Source organism: Comamonas sp. B21-038 (genome assembly GCF_022387135.1).
Lineage (GTDB): Bacteria > Pseudomonadota > Gammaproteobacteria > Burkholderiales > Burkholderiaceae_C > Comamonas > Comamonas sediminis.
In genome coordinates, this window is the sequence record NZ_CP092462.1 from 1,656,967 (window position 1) to 1,680,996 (window position 24,030).

23 protein-coding genes are annotated in these 24,030 nt (G+C 63.7%); 9 read left to right on the forward strand and 14 right to left on the reverse strand.

Annotated elements, in window-relative coordinates; genetic code table 11:
* From MJ205_RS07450 to mnmC, 4 genes are all read right to left on the reverse strand, one after another.
* Positions 1-639, reverse strand: a complete 639-nt coding sequence (locus tag MJ205_RS07450; protein ID WP_230776969.1) for a phosphoadenosine phosphosulfate reductase domain-containing protein — start codon at positions 637-639, stop codon at positions 1-3.
* The gene (locus MJ205_RS07455; protein WP_230776971.1) at positions 636-1,037 is read right to left on the reverse strand and encodes a DUF934 domain-containing protein; all 402 of its coding nucleotides are present in this window, start codon (positions 1,035-1,037) and stop codon (positions 636-638) included. The genes MJ205_RS07450 and MJ205_RS07455 overlap by 4 nt, the downstream gene beginning before the upstream one ends.
* An 18-nt stretch (positions 1,038-1,055) precedes the next feature.
* Complete coding sequence (locus MJ205_RS07460) at positions 1,056-2,855, reverse strand: nitrite/sulfite reductase (RefSeq protein ID WP_239811867.1); 1,800 nt, start codon at positions 2,853-2,855, stop codon at positions 1,056-1,058.
* 255 nt (positions 2,856-3,110) lie between these two features.
* The gene (mnmC, locus tag MJ205_RS07465) at positions 3,111-5,129 is read right to left on the reverse strand and encodes an FAD-dependent 5-carboxymethylaminomethyl-2-thiouridine(34) oxidoreductase MnmC (RefSeq protein WP_239811868.1); all 2,019 of its coding nucleotides are present in this window, start codon (positions 5,127-5,129) and stop codon (positions 3,111-3,113) included.
* Between the two features lie 173 nt (positions 5,130-5,302).
* Here mnmC and MJ205_RS07470 point away from each other — a divergent pair, with 173 nt between their 5' ends.
* Positions 5,303-6,556, forward strand: a complete 1,254-nt coding sequence (locus MJ205_RS07470) for a glutamate carboxypeptidase (protein ID WP_239812685.1) — start codon at positions 5,303-5,305, stop codon at positions 6,554-6,556.
* 28 nt (positions 6,557-6,584) lie between these two features.
* On the opposite strand, the gene mmsB is transcribed toward MJ205_RS07470, so the two are convergent.
* The 5 genes from mmsB to MJ205_RS07495 form a co-directional block, all read right to left on the reverse strand.
* Positions 6,585-7,556, reverse strand: a complete 972-nt coding sequence (gene mmsB, locus MJ205_RS07475; RefSeq protein ID WP_256460969.1) for a 3-hydroxyisobutyrate dehydrogenase — start codon at positions 7,554-7,556, stop codon at positions 6,585-6,587.
* The gene (locus MJ205_RS07480; protein ID WP_239811870.1) at positions 7,553-8,044 is read right to left on the reverse strand and encodes a TfoX/Sxy family protein; all 492 of its coding nucleotides are present in this window, start codon (positions 8,042-8,044) and stop codon (positions 7,553-7,555) included. The genes mmsB and MJ205_RS07480 overlap by 4 nt, the downstream gene beginning before the upstream one ends.
* A 43-nt stretch (positions 8,045-8,087) precedes the next feature.
* The gene (locus MJ205_RS07485) at positions 8,088-9,254 is read right to left on the reverse strand and encodes an acyl-CoA dehydrogenase family protein (protein ID WP_239811871.1); all 1,167 of its coding nucleotides are present in this window, start codon (positions 9,252-9,254) and stop codon (positions 8,088-8,090) included.
* Between the two features lie 80 nt (positions 9,255-9,334).
* Positions 9,335-9,760 carry a lysozyme inhibitor LprI family protein gene (locus MJ205_RS07490; protein WP_239811872.1) on the reverse strand — a complete coding sequence of 142 codons (426 nt, stop codon included), beginning with the start codon at positions 9,758-9,760 and terminating at the stop codon, positions 9,335-9,337.
* 68 nt (positions 9,761-9,828) lie between these two features.
* Positions 9,829-11,352: a CoA-acylating methylmalonate-semialdehyde dehydrogenase gene (locus MJ205_RS07495; RefSeq protein WP_239811873.1), complete on the reverse strand. Its 1,524-nt coding sequence runs from the start codon at positions 11,350-11,352 to the stop codon at positions 9,829-9,831.
* Between the two features lie 195 nt (positions 11,353-11,547).
* Between MJ205_RS07495 and MJ205_RS07500 the strand changes: the two genes are divergently transcribed.
* The 3 genes from MJ205_RS07500 to MJ205_RS07510 all read left to right on the forward strand — a co-directional run bounded on the left by MJ205_RS07500 (position 11,548) and on the right by MJ205_RS07510 (position 14,668).
* Complete coding sequence (locus MJ205_RS07500; protein ID WP_239811874.1) at positions 11,548-12,159, forward strand: DUF6630 family protein; 612 nt, start codon at positions 11,548-11,550, stop codon at positions 12,157-12,159.
* Positions 12,160-12,291: 132 nt separating this feature from the next.
* The gene (gene cycA / locus MJ205_RS07505; RefSeq protein ID WP_239811875.1) at positions 12,292-13,695 is read left to right on the forward strand and encodes a D-serine/D-alanine/glycine transporter; all 1,404 of its coding nucleotides are present in this window, start codon (positions 12,292-12,294) and stop codon (positions 13,693-13,695) included.
* 82 nt (positions 13,696-13,777) lie between these two features.
* The gene (locus MJ205_RS07510; protein ID WP_239811876.1) at positions 13,778-14,668 is read left to right on the forward strand and encodes a LysR family transcriptional regulator; all 891 of its coding nucleotides are present in this window, start codon (positions 13,778-13,780) and stop codon (positions 14,666-14,668) included.
* Between the two features lie 62 nt (positions 14,669-14,730).
* Here MJ205_RS07510 and MJ205_RS07515 read toward each other — a convergent pair whose 3' ends face one another.
* From MJ205_RS07515 to MJ205_RS07535, 5 genes are all read right to left on the reverse strand, one after another.
* Positions 14,731-16,026, reverse strand: a complete 1,296-nt coding sequence (locus tag MJ205_RS07515; RefSeq protein ID WP_239811877.1) for a TRAP transporter large permease — start codon at positions 16,024-16,026, stop codon at positions 14,731-14,733.
* Entirely contained in the window at positions 16,019-16,525 is a 507-nt protein-coding gene (locus MJ205_RS07520; RefSeq protein ID WP_239811878.1) for a TRAP transporter small permease, read from the reverse strand. Before MJ205_RS07520 ends, MJ205_RS07515 begins: the two co-directional genes overlap by 8 nt.
* A gap of 84 nt (positions 16,526-16,609) precedes the next feature.
* On the reverse strand, positions 16,610-17,593 hold the full coding sequence (locus MJ205_RS07525; protein ID WP_239811879.1) for a TRAP transporter substrate-binding protein: 984 nt from the start codon (positions 17,591-17,593) through the stop codon (positions 16,610-16,612).
* Positions 17,594-18,036: 443 nt separating this feature from the next.
* Positions 18,037-18,666, reverse strand: coding sequence for a DUF2889 domain-containing protein (locus MJ205_RS07530; protein WP_239811880.1), 630 nt, complete (start codon positions 18,664-18,666; stop codon positions 18,037-18,039).
* A gap of 238 nt (positions 18,667-18,904) precedes the next feature.
* Complete coding sequence (locus MJ205_RS07535; protein WP_239811881.1) at positions 18,905-20,338, reverse strand: aldehyde dehydrogenase family protein; 1,434 nt, start codon at positions 20,336-20,338, stop codon at positions 18,905-18,907.
* 266 nt (positions 20,339-20,604) lie between these two features.
* On the opposite strand from MJ205_RS07535, the gene ppa reads away from it, so the two are divergent.
* From ppa to MJ205_RS07560, 5 genes are all read left to right on the forward strand, one after another.
* The gene (gene ppa / locus MJ205_RS07540; RefSeq protein ID WP_239811882.1) at positions 20,605-21,132 is read left to right on the forward strand and encodes an inorganic diphosphatase; all 528 of its coding nucleotides are present in this window, start codon (positions 20,605-20,607) and stop codon (positions 21,130-21,132) included.
* Positions 21,133-21,270: 138 nt separating this feature from the next.
* Complete coding sequence (locus tag MJ205_RS07545) at positions 21,271-22,383, forward strand: NAD(P)/FAD-dependent oxidoreductase (protein ID WP_239811883.1); 1,113 nt, start codon at positions 21,271-21,273, stop codon at positions 22,381-22,383.
* Between the two features lie 225 nt (positions 22,384-22,608).
* The gene (locus MJ205_RS07550) at positions 22,609-22,926 is read left to right on the forward strand and encodes a DUF883 family protein (protein WP_133856071.1); all 318 of its coding nucleotides are present in this window, start codon (positions 22,609-22,611) and stop codon (positions 22,924-22,926) included.
* A gap of 109 nt (positions 22,927-23,035) precedes the next feature.
* The gene (locus MJ205_RS07555) at positions 23,036-23,434 is read left to right on the forward strand and encodes a phage holin family protein (protein ID WP_239811884.1); all 399 of its coding nucleotides are present in this window, start codon (positions 23,036-23,038) and stop codon (positions 23,432-23,434) included.
* Between the two features lie 17 nt (positions 23,435-23,451).
* A complete protein-coding gene (locus MJ205_RS07560) occupies positions 23,452-23,790 on the forward strand; it encodes a hypothetical protein (protein ID WP_239811885.1) in 339 nt (112 codons plus the stop codon).
* The last annotated feature ends 240 nt before the right edge of the window (positions 23,791-24,030 follow it).

Here is a 24,030-nt window from a genome sequence, read left to right on the forward strand (position 1 = left end):
TCAGTGGGCAATGTGCAGGCCGCATTCGCGGTTGTCTTCGCCCTTGGTGGGATCCACATAGTCGAAGTTGTTGGGCAGACCGTGTTTTTCGCAGTATTCGTAGAGGTCCTTGGACGACCAGTGCAGCAATGGTGCCACCTTGATGAGGCCATCGGGGTTGAGGCTCACGGCCTCCATCTGCGCACGCACGGCGGTGTCGGTCGCGCGCAGTGCGGTGAACCAGACCTGGGGCCGGGTCTCGCGCAGCGCGCGGGCAAAGGGCTCGAGCTTGACCTCTTCGGTAAAGGCGGCGTGGCGCGGGTCATCAAGCGCGGGCGTCGCGCCTTCAACGGCTTCGCGGTGCGCACGCGAGCGGCGTGGCAGGTAGATCTGCAGGTTCAGCTGGAGCTGGCGCGTCACCTCGTCGGCAAAGCGGTAGGTGGCCTCGGTGTTGTAGCCGTTGTCCATCCAGACCACCGGCACATCGGGCTGCACTTGCGTGACCAGGTGCAGGATTACCGCTTCAAACGGGCGGAAATTGGTGGTCACGATGCTGGTCTGGCCCAGCGACAGCGCCCAGCGCACCAGGCCGGCGGCGTCGTTGCCCAGCTCGGCATTCACACGGGCCAGCTCTTGGGGAGTGAGGGTGGTCTTGCTCATGCGGCGGCCTGGTCAAAATGGGGCTTGGCTTCGACGTCGCCTTGGTAAAAACCGGCAAAACGCTCAAACTGGCGCGCGGCATCGGCCACGTCCACGCCTGCTTTCAGCACCGCACTGCTGAAACCGGTGCGGTGCATCTGCACCAGCTGGTCGATCAGCACATCGCCATGGGCGCGGATGTCGCCCTTGAAGCCCCGGCGGCGGCGCAGCAGGTAGGCCTGGCTGAACGCGCGGCCATCGGTGAAGGCGGGAAAGTCGAGGTCGATGCGCTCCACGCCATCGAGCGAGACTTGCAGTGCATCGGCATCATTGGCCAGCCGCAGCACGCTGCGGTCGCCTTCGGCAGCGGGCTGGTGGTCACCGGCGGCCAGGATCTGGAAATCGTTGGGAATGCTCATCGTTGTTCTTCTCAATGCTCAGGCTTCGGTGGTTTCTGCAGCCGTATCAGCCGCTTCCGGCAGGCGGGCGGACTTGCCGGCTTCCTTGAAGGGATCCAGGCCGACACGGCGCACCGTATCGATAAAGCGTTCGCCGTTGCTCCGCAGATCGCGGTAGGTGGACAACACCGCTTCGATCACGCCCGGCACTTCGGCGGCGCTGAACGAGGGGCCGATCACCTTGCCGGCCTGGGGGGCGCCCGACAGCTGGGCGCCGTCGGAGCCGCCCACGGTGATCTGATACCACTCCTTGCCGTCCTTGTCCACGCCCAGAATGCCGATATGGCCGCTGTGGTGGTGGCCGCAGCTGTTGATGCAGCCGCTGATATGCAGGTCGATGTCGCCGATGTCGTCGAGCTCGTCCAGGTCCTGGTAGCGCTCGGTGATGGCGGCGGCAATCGGCAGGCTGCGGGCATTGGCCAGTGCGCAGAGGTCACCGCCGGGGCAGGCGATCATGTCGGTCAGCAGGTCCACATTGGTGCTGGCCAGGCCCAGGGCCTTGGCCTGCAGCCACAGGTCATGCAGCTGGCTCACATGCACCCAGGGCAGCACCACGTTCTGGTCGTGGGTCACACGGGCTTCGCCGGCGGAGAACTGGTCCACCAGCTGGGCCAGCGCGTCGAGCTGCTCGCCCGAGGCATCACCGGGCGCCTGGCCAACGCGCTTGAACGACAGCACCACGGCACGCAGCTGCGGGTTCTGGTGGGCGCGCACATTGCGGCTCACCCAGCGGCCAAAGGCCGGCTCACGTGCGCCTTGCTCGGTCAGCAGGTGCTTGGCTTCGGTGGCGTTCACCTGCGGGTAGGCCGACAGGTCCGGCGCGACAAAGCAGGCGGCAACACGGTCGAATTCGGCCTGGGGGATGGTGTGCGGGCCGCCGTCGACTTCGACGATCTGGCGGAATTCCTCTTCCACCGAATCAATGTAGGTCTGGCCTTCGGCCTTGACCAGGATCTTGATGCGGGCCTTGTACTTGTTGTCCCGGCGGCCGCGCTCGTTGTAGACGCGCACGATCGCTTCGATGTAGTTGAGCACCTGGTTCCAGGGCAGAAACTCGCGGATGGGTGTGCCGATCACCGGCGTGCGGCCCATGCCGCCGCCGACAAACACCTTGAAGCCGATTTCACCAGCCTCGTTCTTGACCAGATGCAGACCCACATCGTGCCAGCCGGTGGCGGCGCGGTCTTCTGCCGAGCCGCTGATCGCAATCTTGAACTTGCGCGGCAGGAACGCGAACTCGGGGTGCAAGGTGGTCCATTGGCGCAGTACCTCGGCATAGGGGCGGGGGTCCACCAGCTCGTCCACCGCCACGCCGGCCAGCGCATCGGTGGTCGTGTTGCGGATGCAGTTGCCGCTGGTCTGGATGCCGTGCAGGTTGACGCTGGCCAGCAGGTCCATCACATCAGCGGACTTGGACAGCGGAATCCAGTTGAACTGCACATTGGTGCGGGTGGTGAAATGGGCGTAGTGGGTGGGCAGGTAGGTGGTGCCCATGGCGCCCTGGGTCTTGAGCGCGTCCTGGTACAGCTGGGCGTCCGGTTCATCGTATTCGCGGGCAATGCGGGCCAGCACGCGGATCTGGGCAGAGTTGATTTCGCCATAAGGCACTGCCACCCGCAGCATCGGTGCGTAGCGCTGCACATACCAGCCGTTTTGCAGACGCAGCGGGCGGAATTCTTCTTCACTCAGCCGGCCCGTTTCCCAGCGTTGGAGCTGGTCACGGAACTGGTCTGCTCGGGCCTGGACAAACTGGCGGTCAAAAGGGGTGTATTGGTACATCGTGGTGCGGAAGTTGCAGCTACCGAGCCCTGGTGTGCCCGCTGCCCCAATGGCGGCGGAGCTGGGCTGTTGCGATGTACTGTAGAAAAGTTTTATATAAACTCAAACTACATTTTTCTCAGTCCTGTATGACATCGAGTTATATGAAAATGGCAAATGCTAGTGAGTAAATGGCATATGGGCGCAGTAGCAGTCCCGGTAGACGGGGCGAAGCGAAGGCCCTGGCCGCAGCAACCCCGGGCTTTCAAACACCGCTTATTTGCAGTATCGGTCGCTGGCCAGCGCCAGGGCCAGCGGGTTGGCTACCGGCAGCGGCTCCGTATGCAGGCGGGCCGCCAGCAGTTCGGCGCAGAGCAGCGCCCAGGTCAGGCCGCGCGATCCCATCGCCGTCGCGACCCAGGGGCTGGCGAGGCCTTCGGGCAGCGCTTGCAGCGCCTGTGCCGGCAGCAGCGGGCCCACCAGCGGTAGCCGGTCGGCCGATGCGCAGCGCAGCTGGGCCCAGTGCCGGGCCTGGGCAAAGGCCTGGGCGTCAGGCCGGTGGCCGGCCGGCAGCAAGGTTTGCAACTTGGCCCAGTTGCCGGCATGCGCAGCGGCGGCATCCTCGGCCGAAGGCGGCAGTGTTGCCTTACCGCGCTCAAAACTTGATCCCATGACCCAGGCCGCTTCTCCGGTCTGCCCATGGCGGAAATACGGCACCCAGCTGCCATGGCCGTTGACGGGCGGGTGGACAGCCGGCGCCTGGCCGGCCGGGTAGCTGCCCCAGCTGACCTGGCCGCGAATGGTTTGCAGCGCCTGGGCGGCGGCCAGGTGCTGGCCATGAATGCGGATGCTGGCCGATTGCGGCCCGGCGCTGAGCACGACCAGATCGGCCTGCGCCCATGGCTGGCCTTGGCCGTCGCGTAGCGACCACTGCGGCGGGCCTTCTGCGGTCTCCAGCGCGTCGAGCGCCTGCACCCGGGCGTTGCCCACAAAGCGGATCGCTGGATGGTCCAGCAAGGCCTGCACCAGCGCGGCCGGGCGCAGCCAGCCGCCGCGCGGGTGCCAGAGCGCGGGGGTGCCGGCGGGCAAGCCCAGCGCCTCCAGGCAGGCGGCGCTGGCCTCGTCACTCCAGTCAGCGGCAGGCGCGGCCAGTGTGTCTCTCCAGGCGGGTGGCCGTTCATGGGCGCTGCGGCGTGCCGACACCGCCGGGCCGTCGCCATGCGCTGCCGTCTCATCGGGCGGCGTGCCCAGTTGCCGGCGCTCCAGCACCCCGGTCATCTCCCAATCCACCCCGGCCTGCAGCAGCTGCTGCAAGCATTGCAGGCTGCAACGCTGGCCGGCGCGGGTGATGCGCGAGAGCAGGCTGTCATCGCTGCTGGTATGGGGCGCAAAAATGCCGGCGGGCAGTGCGGAGGCACCGGCGGCCGGATGGCTGGCGGCATCGAGCACGGTCACCTGCCAGCCGCGCAGGGCCAGTTGGCGCGCGCAAGCCGCACCGGCGATGCCCGCGCCGATGATGGCAGCATGCCCGCCACCGCCGGCGAGCCGCGCTGGCAGGGCCTGCGCGCCCATGGGCCACAGCGGCGCCTTGCGGGGCTCCCAGTGCGGCGCAAAGCTGGCCTGCAGGTTGTCGCGCTTGGGCGGCACGCCGGGCACCTTGCGCACCTCAAAGCCGCACTGGGCCAGGTCGCGCCGCAGCTGGGCGGCGATGGTCCAGGTGGCGAGCCGGGTGCCGCGCCGGGCGCAGCGTGCCACGGCCTTCAGGGTGTGCAGGCTCCACATGTCGGGGTTGCGGGCGGGGCTGAAGCCGTCCAGGTAGATGCTGTCGGCGACCAGCTCGTGCTGGCGCAGCATGGTCTGGCTGTCGCCCACCAGCAGGCTGAGCAGCACCTGGCCGCCGGCCAGGCGCAGCCGATGCACGCCCGGCAGCAGGCCCCACCATTGGGCTGCCAGTTCCTCGGCCAGCGGCAGCAGATGGGGAAACTTGCGCGCCTGCGCCAGCAGGTCCATGGCCGTAATGGGAAAGGCCTCGGTCGAGACAAAGTGCAGCAGTGCGGGCCGGGCCGGGTCTTGCTGCCAGGCATGCCAGGTGACCAGGAAATTAAGCCCAAAGCCAAAGCCGGTCTCCAGAATGCGCCACTGCGGCTGGCCTGCCCAGGCCTGGGGCAGGCCGCAACCGGCCAGGAACACCTGCTCGGCCTGGGCCAGTGCATGGGCGGCTTCGCTGTGGTAGCGGTCGCCAAAGCGGGGGCTGTAAGGTGTGCCGTCGGCCATCCATTGCACGGTCTCGGTCATGGCTTGCAAAGATCATTTCTCAAGGAATGCGCATTGTAGGGAGTGGGAGGCTGCTGCAGCGCCGGTATCGCCGCTCATGGCGGTTCTGTGACAATTTGTTGTCGAAGCCGTACTATCATCGGCCCATGCCTGATCGACCGTCTTCCTGCTCTTATGTCTTCTGTGGTTTGTGGATGGCGCTGGCCTGGAGCGCGCCCGGCCACGCCCAAGCGCCTGCCAAAGCCCAGCCTGCCGTGTATGCCGCAGCGCAGGCAGAGCAAAACCCCATGCTCGCCACGTTGAAAAACCTGGTGCATATCGAATCGGGCAGCCGCGATTATGGCGGCGTCAGCTATATCGCCCAGGTGGCTGCCGAGCGCCTGAAAGCACTGGGCGGCGAGGTGCAGACCATTCCCGCGGCGGATGTGGTGCGGCTGGAAGATACGCCGGAGCAGGTCGGCCCCATGGTGCAGGCTGTCTTCAAGGGCCGGGGCCAGTCCCGCATCCTGATGATGGCGCACATGGACACCGTCTACCAGCGCGGTGATGTTGATAAGCAGCCTTTCCGCATCGAGGGTGACCGCGTCTACGGCCTGGGCGTGGAAGACGAAAAACAGGGCGTGGCGCTGGTGCTGCACAGCATTGCGATGCTGCAAAAGCTGGGCTATGACCACTTTGGCGAGATCACCGTGCTGTTCAACAGCGATGAGGAGATCAGCTCGCCGGGCTCACGCCGGCTGATTAGCGCGCTGGCGCGCGACCAGGATGCCATCTTCTCGTTCGAGAGCGGGGGCCTGCAAGGCACCTTGCACCTGGCCACCAGTGGTATTGGTGCGATGTTCCTGGATGTGGAGGGTAAATCCTCGCATGCCGGGGCCAAGCCGGAGGCAGGTGTGAATGCGCTCTATGAACTGTCGCACCAGCTGCTGCAGATGCGCGACCTGTCGCAGCTAGAAAATGGTCTGAAGCTGAACTGGACCATCGCGCAGGCGGGCACCACCCGCAATGTGATACCGCCCCATGCGCGGGCGCAGGCCGATGCGCGGGCGCTGCGGGCCCAGGATTTTCAGGCGCTGCAGGATGCGGTGCAGGAAAAAATCAAGAACCGCCTGCTGGAGGGCAGCAAGGTGACGGCCCGCTTTGAACTGCGCCGCCCGCCGATGCAGGCCAGCGATGCGGCACGCCGCATCGCCGCACAGGCCAAAGCCATCTACCAGGATGAGCTGGGCATACCGCTGCATGTGAACGATGTGGCGCTGGGCGGCGGCACCGATGCCGCTTTTGCCGCCCTCAACACCCGGGGTGGGGTGGTCGAGGGCATGGGCGTGTGCGGCTACGGCGCGCATGACATGTATGGCGAATACATCCTGCTGGACTGCATTGCGCCGCGCCTGTACCTGGTGGCGCGCATGGTGATGGCGCTGTCGGAGCCGGCGACCGCGCGCTGAGCGCCGGCCGCCGGAGCAGGGCTGAGGCTCAGCCCTTTTTCTGCAGCATCTTGATGACGCTGGAGAAGTCCTCGCCACCATGGCCGGCAATGCTGTGCGCCGCATACAGCTGGCGCGCCATGCCGCCCAGCGGGGTGCTGGCCTTCACCGTCATCGCGCTCTCCTGTGCCAGACCCAGGTCCTTGAGCATCAGGTCGGTGCCAAAGCCGCCGGTGTAGCCGCGCGTGGCAGCGCTGGCGTCCTGCACGCCGGGGAAGGGGTTGTAGACCTCCAGCGCCCAGTTGCCGCCCGAGCTGCGGCGCATGATCTCGCTGAGCACCTTGGGATCCAGGCCATTGGCAACGCCCAGCGCAATCGCCTCGCTGGTGCCGATCATCAAAATGCCCAGCAGCATGTTGTTGCAGATCTTGGCCGTCTGGCCTGCGCCCACATCGCCGGCGTGGAAGATGTTCTTGCCCATTTTCTCGAGCAGTGGGCGGGCACGCTCCAAGTCTGCTGCGCTGCCGCCGACCATGAAGGTCAGGGTGCCGGCAATCGCGCCACCGGTGCCGCCGGAGACGGGCGCATCGATAAAGCCAATCCCCAGCGCTTGCGCGGCCTTGGCCACTTTCTGGCTGGTCGCTGCCGCAATCGTGGAGCTGTCGATGATCAGCGCGCCTTTGGTAATGCCTTGCAGCAGGCCCGCCTGGCTGCCGTTGCCCAGAAACAGGCCTTCGACATGCTGGCTGGCGGGCAGCATGCTGACGACCACCTCCGCGCCTTCGACGGCCTCCTGGGCGCTGGTCGCGGCGCTGCCGCCTTCTGCCACCACCTTGGCTACCGCCTCGCGGCTCAGGTCAAAAGCGTGCACCTGGTGGCCCGCCTTGGCCAGGTTGATGGCCATGGGCGCGCCCATATTGCCCAGGCCGATGAATGCGATAGTTGCCATGTTTGTCTCCTTGAAGGTGTTATTGCAAAGCTTGTCGGTTGGTAGGGGTTGCGAATGACAGTCAGTACTCAAAGATCGCTGTCAAACACGCTGTGGCGTTTGCGGGCGGCGGGGGCCGGGCCCGCATCGCCAGCCGGCTTGGCGGTTTTTGGTTTTTTGAGCGGCTTGGCGGATGGATCGGAAGCGGCTGCCTTGGGCTTTTTCTTCGGTGTGGCCTTGGCGCGCGGGTTGAAGGCCAGCGCCGCATCGATCCAGTGCTGCCAGGCCTCGCGCGTGGCGTAGGCCGCGGGGCCGACCAGAAAATAGCCGTCCATCAAACCTTTGGACGACAGCGGGCGCAGGCCAGGCATTTCTGCCACCTGGGCATGGGTGTCGGGTGCCAGGCGCACCAGCAGCTCATCGTTTTCCACGCCCAGGCACATCTTGCCGTCCACCATGAACACATGGCAGCCGAACATGGTTTTCTCTTCCACCGGGACGCCCACGGCTTGCTCGGCCAGTGCCAGGCGTACGGCATCGATGAGGCGCAAAGTTTCGGGGTCCAGAGGGCGGCGTGGCATGGTGGGATAGTGCTTGGGCAGAAGGGGCAGGGCAGGGGCCTGCTCAGCGGATGGCTTCGGGCGCATCTCCATCGAGCATGCGCCGGGCGATGATGACCCGCATGATTTCGTTGGTGCCTTCCAGAATCTGGTGCACCCGGGCGTCGCGCATCAGGCGCTCCAGCGGGTACTCCCGAATATAGCCGTAGCCGCCATGCAGTTGCAGCGCATCGTTGCAAACATTGAAACCTGCGTCCGTCGCAAAGCGTTTGGCCATTGCGCAGTAGGTCGAGGCATCGCGCGCGCCGGCGTCGAGCTTGCTGGCGGCCAGGCGCACCATCTGCCGCGCGGCGACCAGTTCGGTGGCCATGTCGGCCAGCTTGAATTGCAGCGCCTGAAAGCTGGCAATCGGCTTGCCGAACTGCTTGCGCTCCTGCATATAGCTTTGCGCCTGGGTCAGCGCGCCCTGGGCCGCGCCCACCGAGCAGGTGGCGATATTGATGCGGCCGCCGTCGAGCCCCTTCATCGCGATCTTGAAGCCTTCGCCCTCGCGGCCCAGCAGGTGGTTGGCGGGGATGCGCACATTGTCAAAGCTGATCACACGCGTGGGCTGGCTGTTCCAGCCCATCTTTTCTTCCTTCTTGCCGTAGCTGATGCCTTCCAGGTGCGCAGGCACCGCAAAGGCGCTGATGCCCGAGGCGCCCGATTGGGCATCACCGGTGCGGGCCATCAGCACCAGCATGTCGGTGGCGCCGGCCCCGCTGATGAAGGCCTTGCTGCCGTTGATGATGTAGTCATGGCCGACCAGCTCGGCCCGGGTTTTGAGCGAGGCGGCGTCGGACCCGGCACCGGGCTCGGTCAGGCAATAGCTGGCCAGCTTCTGACCGCTGGCGAGCAGCGGGCCCCATTCGTCGCGCACGGCATCGCTGGCCCAGGTGCCCAGCATCCAGGTCGCCATGTTGTGGATGGTGATGAAGGCGGTGGTGGACGGGTCCACCGCGGCCAGCTCCTCAAACACCAGGGTGGCGTCCAGCCGGGGCAGCGCCAGGCCGCCGGCGTTTTCAGGCGCATACAGGCCGCAAAAGCCCAGCTCGCCGGCCTTGGCAATCGCCTCACGGGGGAAGACGGCCTCTGCATCCCAGTGCGCGGCATGCGGGGCCAGCTCGGTCTGGGCAAAGGCGCGCGCGGTGTCGGCAAAGGCGCGTTGGTCTTCTGATAGCTCGAAATCCATGGACTTGTCTCCTGTCTCTTATCGCGCTGCGCCGGGCATGCGAGGCCCGGGCAGCACCGTTTTGTGGTGAACGCGGCTGGCTATGGTTTTTGTAGCAGCTCGGGCGGCGGGCCCTCGTGCAGCCAGACCATCAACTCCTTCTTGCGCTTGCCGATTTCGGCCACCAGGCATTCGTGGTAGCGGCGCGGCCAGTCGGGCTGGGCCTCGTGCGCGGCCTGCTGCTTTTTGCAGGTGGCCGCGCGCTGGCGTATCCACTCGTTCTGGTCGCGGCGCAGTGCAGGGCGCTCGTGCGCCGACAGAATGCGCATGACGTCGGCATACAGGATATTGTTGTCGGTATCGGCTTGCTGAAAGGCCTGCACCGCGCAGGCATTGGTTTGCTCGGTATTGCCGCCGCTCACACAGGCCGCGCCTGCCTGGGCAAGCACGGTCTGCGGCGCGAGGGCAGCCGAGGCTGCAAAAAACAGAGCCAGCAGTGCTGGGCGGAATGCAAAGGAATGGGGCATAGCCCAGATCATCGCCGCAAAACCGCAGCGGTCCGGCAAAGGGCCGCTGCGGTGTTGGCCAACGCCGCCTACTTCAGGCTGATCGTGGTGTTCACGCCATGGGCAATGGTGCTGTCGTCAAACCAGCGGGCCGTCACCGTCTTGGTCTGCGTGTAGAACATCACAACCTGCTTGCCGTAGGGGCCCAGGTCGCCGAGCTTGGAGGCGCGGCTGCCGGTGAACGAGAACAGTGGCACGGGCACGGGGATGGGCACATTGATGCCGATCTGGCCGACATCGATCTCTTCCTGGAACTTGCGCGCTGCGGCGCCGCTTTGCGTGAAGATCGCCGTGCCGTTGCCATTGGGGTTGGCGTTGATGAAGGCAATCGCCTCATCGATATCGGCGGCCTCGGCAATGCAGAGCACCGGGCCGAAGATTTCCTGGTCATAAATGGCCATGCCGGGTTTGACGCCGGAGAAGACCGTCGGGCCGACAAAATTGCCCTTTTCATAACCCGCGACGGAGGGCTTGCGGCCATCGAGCTCCAGCTTGGCGCCGTCGGCAATGCCGCGCTCGATCAGGCCCTCGACCCGCGACAGCGCCTGGCAGGAGACGACCGGGCCCACATCGGTGCCCGCTTCGGTACCGGCAGAGACCTTCAGGGTCTTGGCCTTTTCGACCAATTCGGGGATCCACTTCTGCGCTTCTCCGACCAGCACCACCACCGACAGCGCCATGCAGCGCTGGCCAGCGGCACCAAACGCCGCACCCGCGAGCGCGTTGAGCGACTGCTCCTTGTTGCAGTCGGGCAGCACGATGGCGTGGTTTTTCGCGCCCATCATGCATTGCACGCGCTTGCCGTTGAGCGATGCGCGGTTGTACACATGGGTGCCGACCTTGGTCGAGCCCACAAAGCTGATCGCCTTGATATCGGGGTGGTCGCAGATGGCGTTGACCGCGTCTTCGCCGCCGTGGATCACATTGAGCACGCCCGGGGGCACGCCGGCTTCCAGTGCCAGCTCGCACAGGCGCATGGTCACCATCGGGTCTTGCTCGGAGGGCTTGAGCACAAAGGTGTTGCCGGTCGCAATCGCCATCGGGAACATCCACAGCGGGATCATCGCCGGGAAGTTGAAAGGAGTGATGCCGGCGCAAACGCCCAGCGGCTGGTTCAGGGTGTAGGTGTCGACACCATTGGCCACATTGTTGGCCAGCTCACCCAACTGCAGGGAGCCGATGTTGGCCGCATGCTCGACCACTTCCAGGCCGCGAAACACATCGCCTTCGGCGTCGGGCAGGGTCTTGCCTTGCTCGGCCGTCAGGATGGCCGCCAGCTCCTTCATGTTCTCGCGGATCAGCTGCTGGAGCTTGAGGAAGATGCGGGCGCGCACGCCAATCGGCGTCTTCTTCCAGGTCTTGAACGCTTCCTTGGCATTGGCCACGGCGGCGTTGATCTCTTCGGGCGTTGCAAAAGGCACGCGGGCCAGCACCTGCTGGGTCGCAGGGTTGACGACGTCACGCCACTGCGTGGTCTTGGACTCGACCAGCTGGCCGTTGATCAACAGCTTGACGGTCGGCGCCAAGGTGCTGGTGGATTGCGGTGCGTTCATGTTTTGTCTCCTGGGTATCTGGGTCACGAGCGGCGGCAGGTTGCCAGCGGGCAAGCTACCGTTGGTGCCCATGGTAGATGTGCGCATTCGCCCAAACAAGAGGTTGACTGCACATGGCTGTGCGAAGCTGCACATTCCCCTTGCTGCAGACGGCTTGGGGCATACTGTTCTGGTGGCTTTGCAAAGGAGGCTTGTATGGGTTGGTTAGAAAGAATCGGTCAGCTGTTGGGCGCCAAACCGCCGGCCCAAGACGGAAGCACCGCACCGGCGCTTGCGCCTGAACGCCCCTCGGAGCCTACGCTGGACGACTGGCATGCCTTGTGCCTGGCTTGGGGTCAGGCGCTGGCATTGGACGATACCGCTGAACTGTGGAGCGAGGTGCGCCAGGCCATCGAGCAGCCGGCGCTCTACCTTGATCGCTTTGCGGATGCGTTGGTCAACCGGGGGATGGACGAGCCCGAGCATGTGACGCCTTGGCTGGCGCTGTTAGAAGGGCTGCAGCGCCGTGGGCAGAACGTTGAGCTCGATTGGAAGCTGGGCATGGACGACGCCATCTGGGCGCTGCAGCAGCTGAAAACCGTGCAGCAAGCTGGTGTGGACCTGCAGGTGCTGGCGGGCAGCAAGGCGCTGAACCATGAGGCCTTGCAGGAAGCGGGTGACTGCCTGCGCCGCCAGGGACTGAGCTTGGTCAGCATCGACATCGATAGCGATAGTTATCCGCTGTCTGTGTTGGAAACCAGCGCTGTCGCGCCTTTGCAGGCCCTGGCCCAACGGGTGGGCGGCAAACTGCTGACTTTGCACAATTAGTTGCGCAACAAAATAACCTTTTGGCCCTGCGCGGTGTAACGCTGTTTTATCCTTGCGCACCTTCGCGGTGCGTGCCAGCTTCAGCTGGGCTGAGCGCACTATCTTTTTCGCTAACGCCCGGCGCTCTACTCCATGAACAAACAGGCCCCAGCGGAGCAATCGAGGGCCGAGCATGGCACCGACGATCTCCAACGCAATCTCAGCAACCGCCATATCCAGTTGATCGCCATTGGCGGCGCCATCGGCACGGGCCTCTTCATGGGCTCGGGCAAGACCATCAGCCTGGCGGGGCCGTCGATCGTGCTGGTCTACGCCATCATCGGCATCATGCTGTTCTTTGTGATGCGGGCCATGGGGGAGCTGCTGCTGTCCAACCTGCAGTACAAGTCCTTCATCGATTTCTCCGACGACCTGCTGGGCCCCTGGGCTGGCTTTTTCACCGGGTGGACCTACTGGTTCTGCTGGATCATCACCGGCATTGCCGATGTGATTGCGATCTCCGCCTACGCCCAGTTCTGGTGGCCTGATCTGCCCCAGTGGGCACCCGCGATCGCCTGCGTGGCCTTGCTGCTGTCGCTGAACCTGCTGACCGTCAAGCTGTTTGGCGAGATCGAGTTCTGGTTTGCGATGATCAAGATTGTCGCGATCGTCGCACTGGTGGGCACGGGCCTGTACATGGTCAGCACCGGTTTCAGCTCGCCAGCCGGGCGCCAGGCGAGTATCGCCAACCTCTGGAACGATGGCGGGCTCTTCCCCCATGGGGCGATGGGCTTTTTTGCCGGCTTCCAGATCGCGGTGTTCGCCTTTGTCGGTATCGAGCTGGTGGGCACCACAGCCGCCGAGGCCAAGGACCCGCACCGCACCCTGCCGCGCGCGATCAACTCGATTCCGGTGCGCATCATCATCTTCTACGTCTGCGCGCTGATCGCCATCATGGCCGTCACCCCCTGGCGTGATGTGGTTCCGAGCAAGAGCCCGTTTGTGGAACTGTTTGTGCTGGCCGGCCTGCCTGCCGCAGCGAGCGTGATCAATTTTGTCGTGCTGACCTCGGCCGCCTCATCGGCCAACAGCGGCGTGTTCTCCACCAGCCGCATGCTGTTTGGACTGGCGCTCAAAGGAGATGCACCGCGCTCGTTTGGCAAGCTCTCGGCCAGCAGCGTGCCTTCGCGCGGCCTGCTGTTCTCCTGCGTCTGCCTGCTGGGCGGTGCGTTTTTGATGTGGGTGGTGCCCAACCTGGTGGAAGCCTTCACCTTGGTGACCACCGTCTCGGCCATCCTCTTCATGTTTGTCTGGTCGCTGATCCTGCTGTCCTATATCAGCTACCGCAAGCAGCGCCCGGCGCTGCATGAGGCCTCCCACTACCGCATGCCCGGCGGCGTGTTCATGTGCTGGGTCTGCCTGGCCTTCTTTGCCGCCGTGCTGGTGCTGCTCAGCCTGGAGCTGGACACGCGCCAGGCGCTGATCGCCACGCCGGCCTGGTTTGTGCTGCTGGGCCTGGCCTATGCCTGGCAACGCAAGCGCGCCTCACTCGCCTGATCGGAGCCAGGGACGCTGCCTTACTGCTGCCCCTGTTGCAAATTTGCACAATAATGCTGTGCAACATCGACAAGGGGCTGGCATGGATTGGGATCATTTGCGCTTTTTCTGGGCCTTGGTGCAGGCAGGCACCTTGGTGGGTGCGGCCAAGGCGCTGGGCGTGGAGCACACGACGGTGTCGCGCCGCATCCAGGCGTTGGAAAAGCAGCTCGGCGCCACCTTGTTTACCCGCGAGGGCAGCGGCTACAAGCTGACCGATGCCGGCCGCCAGTTGCAGCCACGGGCCGAGGCCATGGACCAGATTGCGCGCGGCATTGCGCCGATTGCCGCCAGCCAAGGCGCCGAGACGCCCAGCGGCGTGGTGCGTATCGGCGTGACCGAGGGCTTTGGCACCCAGGTGCTGGCCAAGCACCTGGCTGTGTTGGCCCAGCGCTACCCATTGCTGACGATTGACCTGCTGGCCGTGCCGCGCATGCTCCAGCTCTCGCGCCGCGAAGCCGACATCGTCATCTCGCTGGAGCGCCCGGTGCGCGATACCGTCGTGACCAGCCGGCTGACCGAGTACCGCCTGTATCTGTATGGCCAGCGCGAATACCTGGCGCGCCATCCGCTGATCACCTCGACCGAAGGCCTGGCCAGCCACCGCTTTGTGCACTATGTCGATGACCAGCTGTTCACCAAGGAGCTGCAGTTTCTCGACAGCCTGAGCGCACCGCAGCGCTTCAGCTTCCGCAGCACCAGCATCCTGGCGCAGTACACCGCCGTGCGCACCGGTGCAGGCTTGGGGGTGCTGCCCGGCTTTCTGGCCGACAAGGATCCGCTGCTGCAGCGCGTGCTGCCCGAGCAGGCCCAGTTCACCCGCACTTTCTGGATGTCGATGCCGCCGGAGCTGCGCTCGGTGCCAGGCATCCAGGTGGTCTGGCGCTTTTTGCAGGCCACGGTGCAGGAGCAGCAGGACCTGCTGCTGTGCTGACCTCCGGCACCTAAAAAAACCGGCTGCCAAGGCAGCCGGTTCGTTGTGCAGCGACACGCGGTTTACATGTTGTTCGGCAGCACGGTGACGATTTGCGGAAAGAACCACAGAATCACCAGGGCCAGCACCATCAGCACAAAGTACGGCGCGCAGACGCGGGCCAGGTAGGTGATCTGCTTGCCCGTCATGCCTTGCAGCACAAACAGGTTGAAGCCCACTGGCGGTGTGATCTGGGCAGTCTCCACGGTGATCACCAGGAAGATGCCGAACCACAGCGGATCGATACCGGCAGCCTGGATGATCGGCAGCACTACGCCCATGGTCAGCACGATCGTGGAGATACCGTCCAGGAAGCAGCCGATTAGGATGTAGAAGATGCCGAGCACGATGATCAGCATCGCCGGCGACAGGTTCAGACTGCCGACATACTCGGCCAGCTGGCGTGGCAGGCCGATATAACCCATCGACAAGGTCATGAACGCAGCGCCGGCGAGGATCAGCGCGATCATGCAGTACAGGCGCGTGGCGCCAAACAGCGAGTCCCTGAAGTTCTTCCAGGTCAGCGCGCCTTGGGCGGCAGACAGCACCAGCGAGCCCACCACACCGATGGCAGCTGCTTCGGTCGCCGTTGCAATGCCGGTGTAAATACTGGCAATCACCGAGGCAATCAGCAGCACCACCGGGATCAGGTGGCGCGACTCGTGGAGCTTTTGCTTGAAGCTCATCGTGCTGTCAGCCTTGGGAATCTTGTTCGGGTTGAGCAGCGCCCAGAACACGATCCAGCCGCTGAACATCAGCGCCAGCATGATGCCGGGCAGCACGCCGGCCATGAAGAGCTTGGAGATCGACATCTCCGCGGCCACGCCGTAGACGATCAGGATGATCGATGGCGGAATCAGCAGGCCCAGGGTGGCAGGGCCGCCCAGCGAGCCGATGACCATGTTCTCGGGGTAGCCGCGCTTCATCAGCTCGGGCACGTTCATCTTGCCGACGGTGGCGCAGGTGGCGGCCGACGAGCCAGACACCGCCGCAAAAATCGTGCAGCCAATCACATTGGTGTGCAGCAAGCGGCCGGGCAGCAGGTTGACCCAGGGTGCGAGGCCGCGGAACATGCTCTCCGATAGGTTCGTGCGGTAGAGAATCTCACCCATCCAGACGAACAGCGGCAGCGCCGTCAAGGTCCAGCTGCTGGCCGATCCCCAGATCGTCATGGCCATCGCGTCCCCAGCCGCACGGGCGGTGAAGAACTCCATGCCGAACCAGGCGACACCGGCCAGGGTCAGACCCACCCAGACGCCGCCGCCCAGCAGGATCAGCAGCACCACGATCAGCGCAATGCTGGCGGTAATTTCATTCATGGTGGGCGTCCTCTTTAACCACAGGTTTGCGTTTGCCCATCAGCTCCAGCACCAGCTCGTCGCAAAAGGCGATAAAGAACACCAGCGTACCCAGTGCCATGAAAATTTGGGGAATCCACAGCGGCGTCGCGTCGATGCCGACCGAAATATCGTCGATCTCCCAGGATTGCCAGACCAGGCGCGAAGCGTAGAACGCCAGGAAGCCCGACAGCACGGTGGCGATGACCAATGCAATCACTTCCATGGTCTTGAGGGCGGAGCCTTTGAGCGCGCCCAGCAGCAGGGTCACGCGGATATGCTCGCCTTTTTTGAGGGTACTGGCCAGGGCCATGAAGCCCGCTCCCGCCATCGCGTAGCCAGCATAGGAATCGGTGCCCGGGGCACTGAAGCCGAACAGGCGGCTGATGACGGTGAGCAGCACCATCACGAGGATGCCGATCATTGAAAGCCCCGCCAGCCAGGCGGAGGCTTCATACAGTCCATTGAGTAGCTTGCGCATGCTTGTCATTCAAAGCAGTAAAGGTTGCTGACTATGCAGCCCACCCGGCCTAGGCCGGCGGACTGCATAGAGAGGGGCCGTGGCTTACTTGGAGGCCTGGTAGGCGTCCAAAATGGCCTTGCCTTCAGCGCCCGCCTTGTCGGTCCATTCCTTGATGACGGTCTCGCCGACCTTGGCCAGGTCAGCCTTGAGCTGGGCCGATGGCTGCTCGATGCTCATGCCGCCTTGCTTCAGGGTCGCCAGCGACTTGGCATCCACTTCCTTGGATTCCTTCCAGCCGCGCTCTTCGGCAGCAGCAGCGGCCTTGAGCACCGCTTCCTGCTCGGTCTTGCCCAGCGCGTTGAAGGCCTTCTTGCTCACGGTGACGGCATTCTTCGGTATCCAGGCCTGCACGTTGTAGTAGTACTTCAGGTTTTCAAACAGCTTGTTGTCGGCGCCGGTGGCGCTGGAGGTGATCAGGCCATCGACCACGCCGGTGGCCAGGGCTTGGGACAGCTCGGCTTCCTGCACGGTCGCCGGTTGCGCGCCGATCAGCTCGCCAATGCGGGCCGTCGTGGGCGAGTAGACGCGCCATTTCATGCCCTTGAGGTCAGCTGCCGAGTTGATGGGCTTCTTGGTGTAGATGCCTTGCGGCGGCCAGGCCACCGAATACAGCAGCACCTGGCCTTGCTTGTCCAGCAACTTCTGCAGCGCCGGCTTTTGGGCCTGGTAGAGCTTGAACGCGTCGTCGTAGTTGTTGACGAGGAAGGGCAGTCCATCGACACCGAAGATCTGCGATTCATTCTGGAAACTCACCAGAAAGAACTCGCCCATTTGCGCATTACCGGTTTGCACGGCACGCTTGATTTCGGGCATTTTGAACAGCGATGCACCAAAATGGGGTGTGATTTTGAGTTTGCCGCTGGTCGCCGCGTCCACGTCCTTGACGAACTGCTCATTGTTTTTGGAGTGAAAGTTAAATGGTGCATACGCCGTGGCGAAATCCCATTTGGTTTGCGCAGCGGCTGCGGTGGCAAAACCGATGCTGGCAACCAGGGTGGCGGTGGCACAAAAAACTCGACGCTTCATGACGGCTCCTTCTAGAGACAAATAGGCGCAGCGGATGCTGCCCGGGATGAATACGATCACCAGCGACAGCAACGTCTGCCGCAACTGCTATGCTGGTGAATTGTTTGCCAAAATTAACAGTTATTGCAAAGTAACGCTATACGGGGTTTCAACAATCGTCGGTTCTTGTAGGTTTCAAAATTTCTTTTGTGGGATGTGGTATTAAAAATTGTTCAACGATTTTTGATTTCGATGGAACACGTCCATTATTTTTGCCGTCATAGTGTCATAGGGTTAATACTAGGTTTGCTGAGAAATCAGACAGCCCATGGGACGCCAAAGCATGACCTTAAGGCAGTCTTAAGAGCCCTCTAAAGCCTGGAAGTGCAGGCGCAAAAAAGCCACCACGGCGGCTGGAGCGCGGTGGTGGCTGGCGTGAGGCAGCAGTGCAGCAGGGCGGCGGTTCAGCCCTTGTTGGCGCTGTCGTCGGCAGGCTTGTCGGCGGGGTTGGCGCTAGTGGTTGCCACCGCTGCAGTGCCGGTGCTGCCTGGCTTGGGCGCTTGCCAGCCGATGAATTGGGGGTAGATGGTGGCGACCCCTTTGCCATTGAAATCCCAGCCTTTGCACTGCCCCAGATGGCGGGGTGGCTGGTCCGATTGGGGGCGCGCAAAGGCCTGGTTCACGCTCTGGAAGGCGGCAGTCGCCATGTTGAACAGCAGCTCGCGCATATGGGTGCAGCCCTCGATGTTGCCGAGGTTGGCTTCGATGGCCTTGCGCCAACCGCGCGCCATGCAGCACCCCACCATGCGTTGCATCGCGGGCAGGGCCAGCGGGCACTCGCCCAGCGGATGCGCATCCATCGCGACCTCGATCGCAACCACTGTAAGTGTTGTATCAATGGTACAGCGAATCCACATATGGTGAATGGGTTCTCCGGCCATGCGTTTGCGCTCGCCGGAGAGCACCAGGTCATAGGCCTTGGTATCCACCAGCTCGCCTTCGACATCCCAGAGCCCATCGGCGCGCTCGAAGCTGCGGTAACGCACATCGCGCAAATGTTTGGGGACTCGGTTGGGGACGGGAGACAAAGGCATGGGAGAGGGTGTCGCGGTGGGATTGTTTTTTATGAATGACCCGGTTTGGTGCAGACGGCGCGGTATCGCTGCGCTGCCATGCCAACAGTGTTGATCACTATGCGGCTGTTGCTGCGGGCTGTCTGTGCAGCAGGTGACAGGGGGGCTGCCGGCTGCGCAGAGCCCTCTATTGTAAAAACAATCGCGCCGCCGCTGCAGAGCAGGGGCGGCGCTGTGGGGGAGGGCCTGCGAGCCGGTATCAGCCGTGGCGGATGGCGACGGTCTTCAGCGTGGTAAAGCCATACAGCGCTTCAAAGCCCTTTTCGCGGCCGTGACCGCTGGCCTTGGTGCCGCCAAAGGGCAGCTCCACACCGCCGCCGGCGCCGTAGTTGTTGATGAAGACCTGGCCGCTGCGCAGGCGCTTGGCCACGCGGAACTGGCGGCCGCCATCACGCGTCCAGACGCCGGCGACCAGGCCGAACTGGGTGGCATTGGCCATCTTGATGGCTTCTTCCTCGGTGTCGAAGGCCATGGCGCTGAGAATGGGGCCAAAGATCTCTTCCTGGGCCAGGCGGTGGTCCACGGGCACATCGCGCAGCAAGGTGGGGGCCTGGTAGTAGCCGCCCTCTGGTGCCTCGTCGATGATCTGGCCCTGCGCGACGACGGAGATGCCGTCGTTGTGCGCATCGCTCAGAAAATCCCAGACGCGCTGCTGCTGGGTCTGGCGGATCAGCGGGCCCAGGTCCAGGTCCAGGCTGGCCGGGCCCACGCGCAGCGCTTCGAAGGCGCTGCCCAGGCGTGCCAGCAGGGTTTCGTAAATGCTGCGTTCGACCAGCAGACGCGAGCCGGCCGAGCAGGTCTGGCCGGAGTTCTGGATGATGGCGTTGATGATGGTCGGGATGGCGGCATCCAGATCGGCATCGGCAAACACGATCTGCGGGCTCTTGCCACCGAGCTCCAACGTGCAGGGGCAGTGGCGCTCGGCAGCGGCCTGCTCGATCAAGGTGCCGATGCGGGGGCTGCCGGTAAAGCTGATGTGGTCCACATCGGGATGGCGGGCCAGCGCATCGCCCACTTCATGGCCAAAACCAGTGACGATGTTGATGGCGCCGGCAGGAAAGCCCACGTCGGCCGCCAGCTGCGCCACGCGGATGAGGCTCAGGCATGCGTCTTCGGAGGGCTTGACGACGCAGACATTGCCTGCCGCCAGCGCGGCGCCCACGCAGCGGCCAAAGATCTGCATCGGGTAGTTCCAGGGCACGATATGACCGGTCACGCCATGGGGTTCGCGCCAGGTCAGCACGCTGAAATCATGGGGGTAGGGAATCGTCTCGCCATGGAGCTTGTCTGCCGCGCCGGCGTAGAACTCGAAATAGCGCCCCAGCGCCAATGCGTCGGCCTTGGCCTGCTTCGTGGGCTTGCCGCAATCACGCTGCTCGATGGCGGCCAGTTCATCGGCATGCTCCAGCACCTTGGCCGACAGGCGCATCATCAGGCGGCTGCGTTCCGCAGGGCTGGTCTTGCGCCATACGTTGTCGTAGCACAGACGTGCGGCCTGCACCGCATGGTCGACATCTTCCGCATTGCCGCGCTGGATTTCATCAAAGGGTTGGCCGTCAGAGGGGTCGAGGACGGGGATGGTCTTGCCCGACAGTGAGGGCACAGAGGCGTTGGCGATGTAATGCAATTGCATGGCGTTGTTCCGTTCTGGGTGCAATAGGCGGCGGAGTCTGCCAGCTGGCAGGCTCGAAACGGCCACCACGATAGCGCAGGAATGGGCCAGCGCCTACCGGGATGAGCCCGCGGTTGTCACGGGTTTGACCAGCCCATTTGAGCAGCCTGTTGGCACTTTTTGGGCGATGGCGGGCCAATGCACCTAAAATCACGGGGTTTTGCCGCTGGCGGGCCGATATTTTGCGTGCTGCCGGCCCTCCATTCAATTGACCTCATAGGAATCGCATGTCCTTCGAAAAACTGACCCCTGGCTCCAAGGCCCCTGATGTCTTCAATGTTGTGATCGAAATTTCGGCCAACTCCGCTCCTGTGAAGTACGAAGTGGACAAGGATTCGGGCTGCGTGTTTGTGGACCGCTTCCTGGGCACCGCGATGCACTACCCCGTGAACTACGGCTATGTGCCCCAGACCCTATCGGGCGACGGCGACCCGGTGGACGTGCTGGTGATGACGCCTTTCCCGTTGCCTACCGGTGTGGTGGTGCCTTGCCGCGCGATCGGCATCCTGCAGATGGAAGATGAGTCCGGCGTGGACGGCAAGGTGCTGGCCGTGCCCACGCAGAAGCTGCTGCCTTCCTACGACAAGATCAACCACCTGAGCGATATCCACGACCTGGTGCTGCAGCAGATCTCGCACTTCTTCGAACACTACAAGGACCTGGAAAAGGGCAAGTGGGTGAAGGTGCTGGGCTGGAAGGGTGTGGACGAAGCGCACAAGGAAATCCTCGACGGCATCGCCAACTGCAAGAAGTAAGAAAGCGCCGCCTGCTGGGGCCTTGCGGCCCTCGCCAGGCCATGCTGACAAAAGCCGGTTTTTCACCGGCTTTTTGCTTTTGGGCGATGCGCCAGGCGCTAAGCTGGCAGGCATACAAAAAAGCGAAGGAGCGAGCAAGTGGTTGATGTCGTCGATTGCGTGGTGATTGGTGCAGGGGTGGTGGGGCTGGCTGTCGCCCGTGAACTCGCCTTGGCGGGGCGGGAAGTGCTGGTGCTGGAGGCCCAGGATGCCATTGGTACGGGCACGAGCTCGCGCAACAGCGAGGTAATCCATGCCGGCATCTACTACGCCCAGGGATCGCGCAAGGCGCGCTGGTGTGTGGAGGGCAAGGCGCTGCTGTACGCCTACTGCCAGGAGCGAGGTATCGACCACCAGCGCTGCGGCAAGCTGATTGTGGCCACGTCCGAATCACAGCGCGCGAAGCTGCAGGACATTGCCCGCCATGCCGCTGCCAATGGCGTCGATGACCTGGTGCTGCTCAGCCGCGAAGAGGCCCGGGCACTCGAGCCCGCGCTGGAATGTGTGGCGGCGCTGCATTCGCCCAGTACCGGCATTGTCGACAGCCACGGCCTGATGCTCAGCCTGCAAGGCGACCTTGAAAATGCCGGTGGCATGGTGGTCTTCAACAGCCCGTTGGCTGCCGCCCGCTGCGAGGAGGGCAGTATCTTGCTGCGCACCGAAGATGGCACCGAGCTGCAGGCCACGACCGTGGTCAATGCTGCCGGCCTGTGGGCGCCCGATCTGGCGCGCAAGTTTGAAGGCGCAGACCTGACGCAGCTGCCGACCGCCCATTACGCCAAGGGCAACTACTTCACGCTGTCGGGCCGCGCGCCTTTCAGGCATCTGATCTACCCGGTGCCCGAGGTCGGTGGCCTGGGCGTGCATCTGACCCTGGACCTGGGTGGTCAGGCCAAGTTTGGTCCGGATGTGCAGTGGGTGCAAAGCCCGGAGGACCTGGTCGTTGATCCCGCCCGTGGCGAGGCCTTTTACGCGGCCGTGCGCCGCTACTGGCCGGCGCTGCAGGAGGGTGCGCTTGCAGCCGGCTACGCCGGCATCCGGCCCAAGATCAGCGGCCCTGGCGAGCCCGATGCCGACTTTGTACTGCAAGGCCCGGGTGTGCATGGCGCCACTGGTCTCTTCCATTTGCTGGGCATCGAATCTCCGGGGTTGACCAGTTGCCTGGCGATTGCGAAGGCAGTGGCCCGGGAAGTGGCCGGGCCTGGGGCATAGGCATGGATTACGCCCCGCGTGGACTGTGCTGGGAAAACTACAAATAGACGCTTTTGTACCGCGATAGTCGGAATCTTCTGACAGGCAGGGGTGCATATCTGAACCCGGCAGCGCCGCTTTCTCCGTTAACATGTAACGGAGCTAACGCCATGCCGCAGTCCTTGTTTGTGCTGCACGGCGTCTGCGGAACTTTCCTGTAGCCTGACCAAGAAAAGGATGATGAATATGCGTAAATCCAATTTGCTGAGCGATACCGTTGAGAATGCCCAGGCTGATCTGGAAAAACTGGTGAGTGATCTGCGCGGCGTGCTGTCGAGCAAGGACCTGGACGGCGTGCCGGATATCAAGCAACTGCGCCAGCGCCTGGAAGACACCGCTGGCGATGCCCGTGAAGGTGCAGTGCGCGCAGCCCAGGAAGCTGCCCGTCAGGCCAAGGAGGCGGCACTGGCCGCAGACCGCTATGCCCACGATGAGCCATGGCGCGTTGCTGGCGCAGCGCTGGCCGTGGGCGCGCTGATCGGCTTTATCTTCTCGCGCCGCTAAGCTGCGCCCGATGGCCAGTTGCCGGCACCATAGCCGCACTGGCCTGGCCCGACGGGCCAAGACCTAGAACAAGGGGCACCCCGGTGCCCCATATGCACGAGGAGAGTCCATGAACTGGTTGTCTGTGCTGGGTGTGGATGACATGCTGATGCGCTTTCGCGCGCTGCTGTCTGAAAGCGCCATGGCGGCTGAAGACCGAATGGATCTGCTGGCCATTGAATGGCAGGAGCAGAAGAAGAACCTGATCTGGCTGGTACTGATGGGTTTGGTGGTCGCAGGCCTGACCATCGTCGCGCTGACGGTGCTGTCGGGCGCCATCATCATTTCGTTCTGGGACACGCCCAACCGCATGCTCGCCACCTGGCTGGTGGCCGGTGTTTGGCTGTTGCTGTGGCTGGGTGTTCTGGCTTTCCTGTATTTCACGACGAAGAAAGCCGCCAATCCCTTCCAGCTGACCAAGACCGTGCTGCGCCAGGACTGGCAAGCGGTCAAGGGCCGTCTTAAATAATGCAGGTGACCAACGCTATGAGCAATGCAAGCAAGGACGCTGATCTGGTGCTGCTGCAGGCCACGGATCCGCAAGCGCGTGAAGTGCTGCAGCGTATAGAGAACCAGCGTGAACGTCTCGAAGGCCGCCGCCTGGCGCGCCAGCAGGCACTCACGCTGCGCAGAGATGCTGCCGGAGGCCAGCACAACCCGATGGCCTATGGCACGTTGGCAGAGCGCTTGATCAACTTTGGCCGTGAGCATCCTTTGGTATGTGCCGGTCTGGTCGGTGCCGGTCTGTTGCTGGGCCCCCGCAAGCTGATCCGCATGGCCTCGATCGCGATGCCCATCGTGATGAAATTGCGCCGCAGCCATTAGGCTGCACGCGAGCGCAGCCTCGCACCTTTGGCTCCCTGGAGACCGCCATGCTTTACCGCATGGCGGTTTTTTTTCGTGCTACAGCCACGGGCACAGTCCCGGCAATAGGGACAGTCCGCTTGCTGTCTGCGATGGCATCGCGAAAATACGCTGTCAAGCCCCGCTTATCTGGTTAGAATGCGCGGCGCGCTGTGTATATACGCATTGCGTGGTGCACTTGTTTTTTGCGCTGTGCTCGGT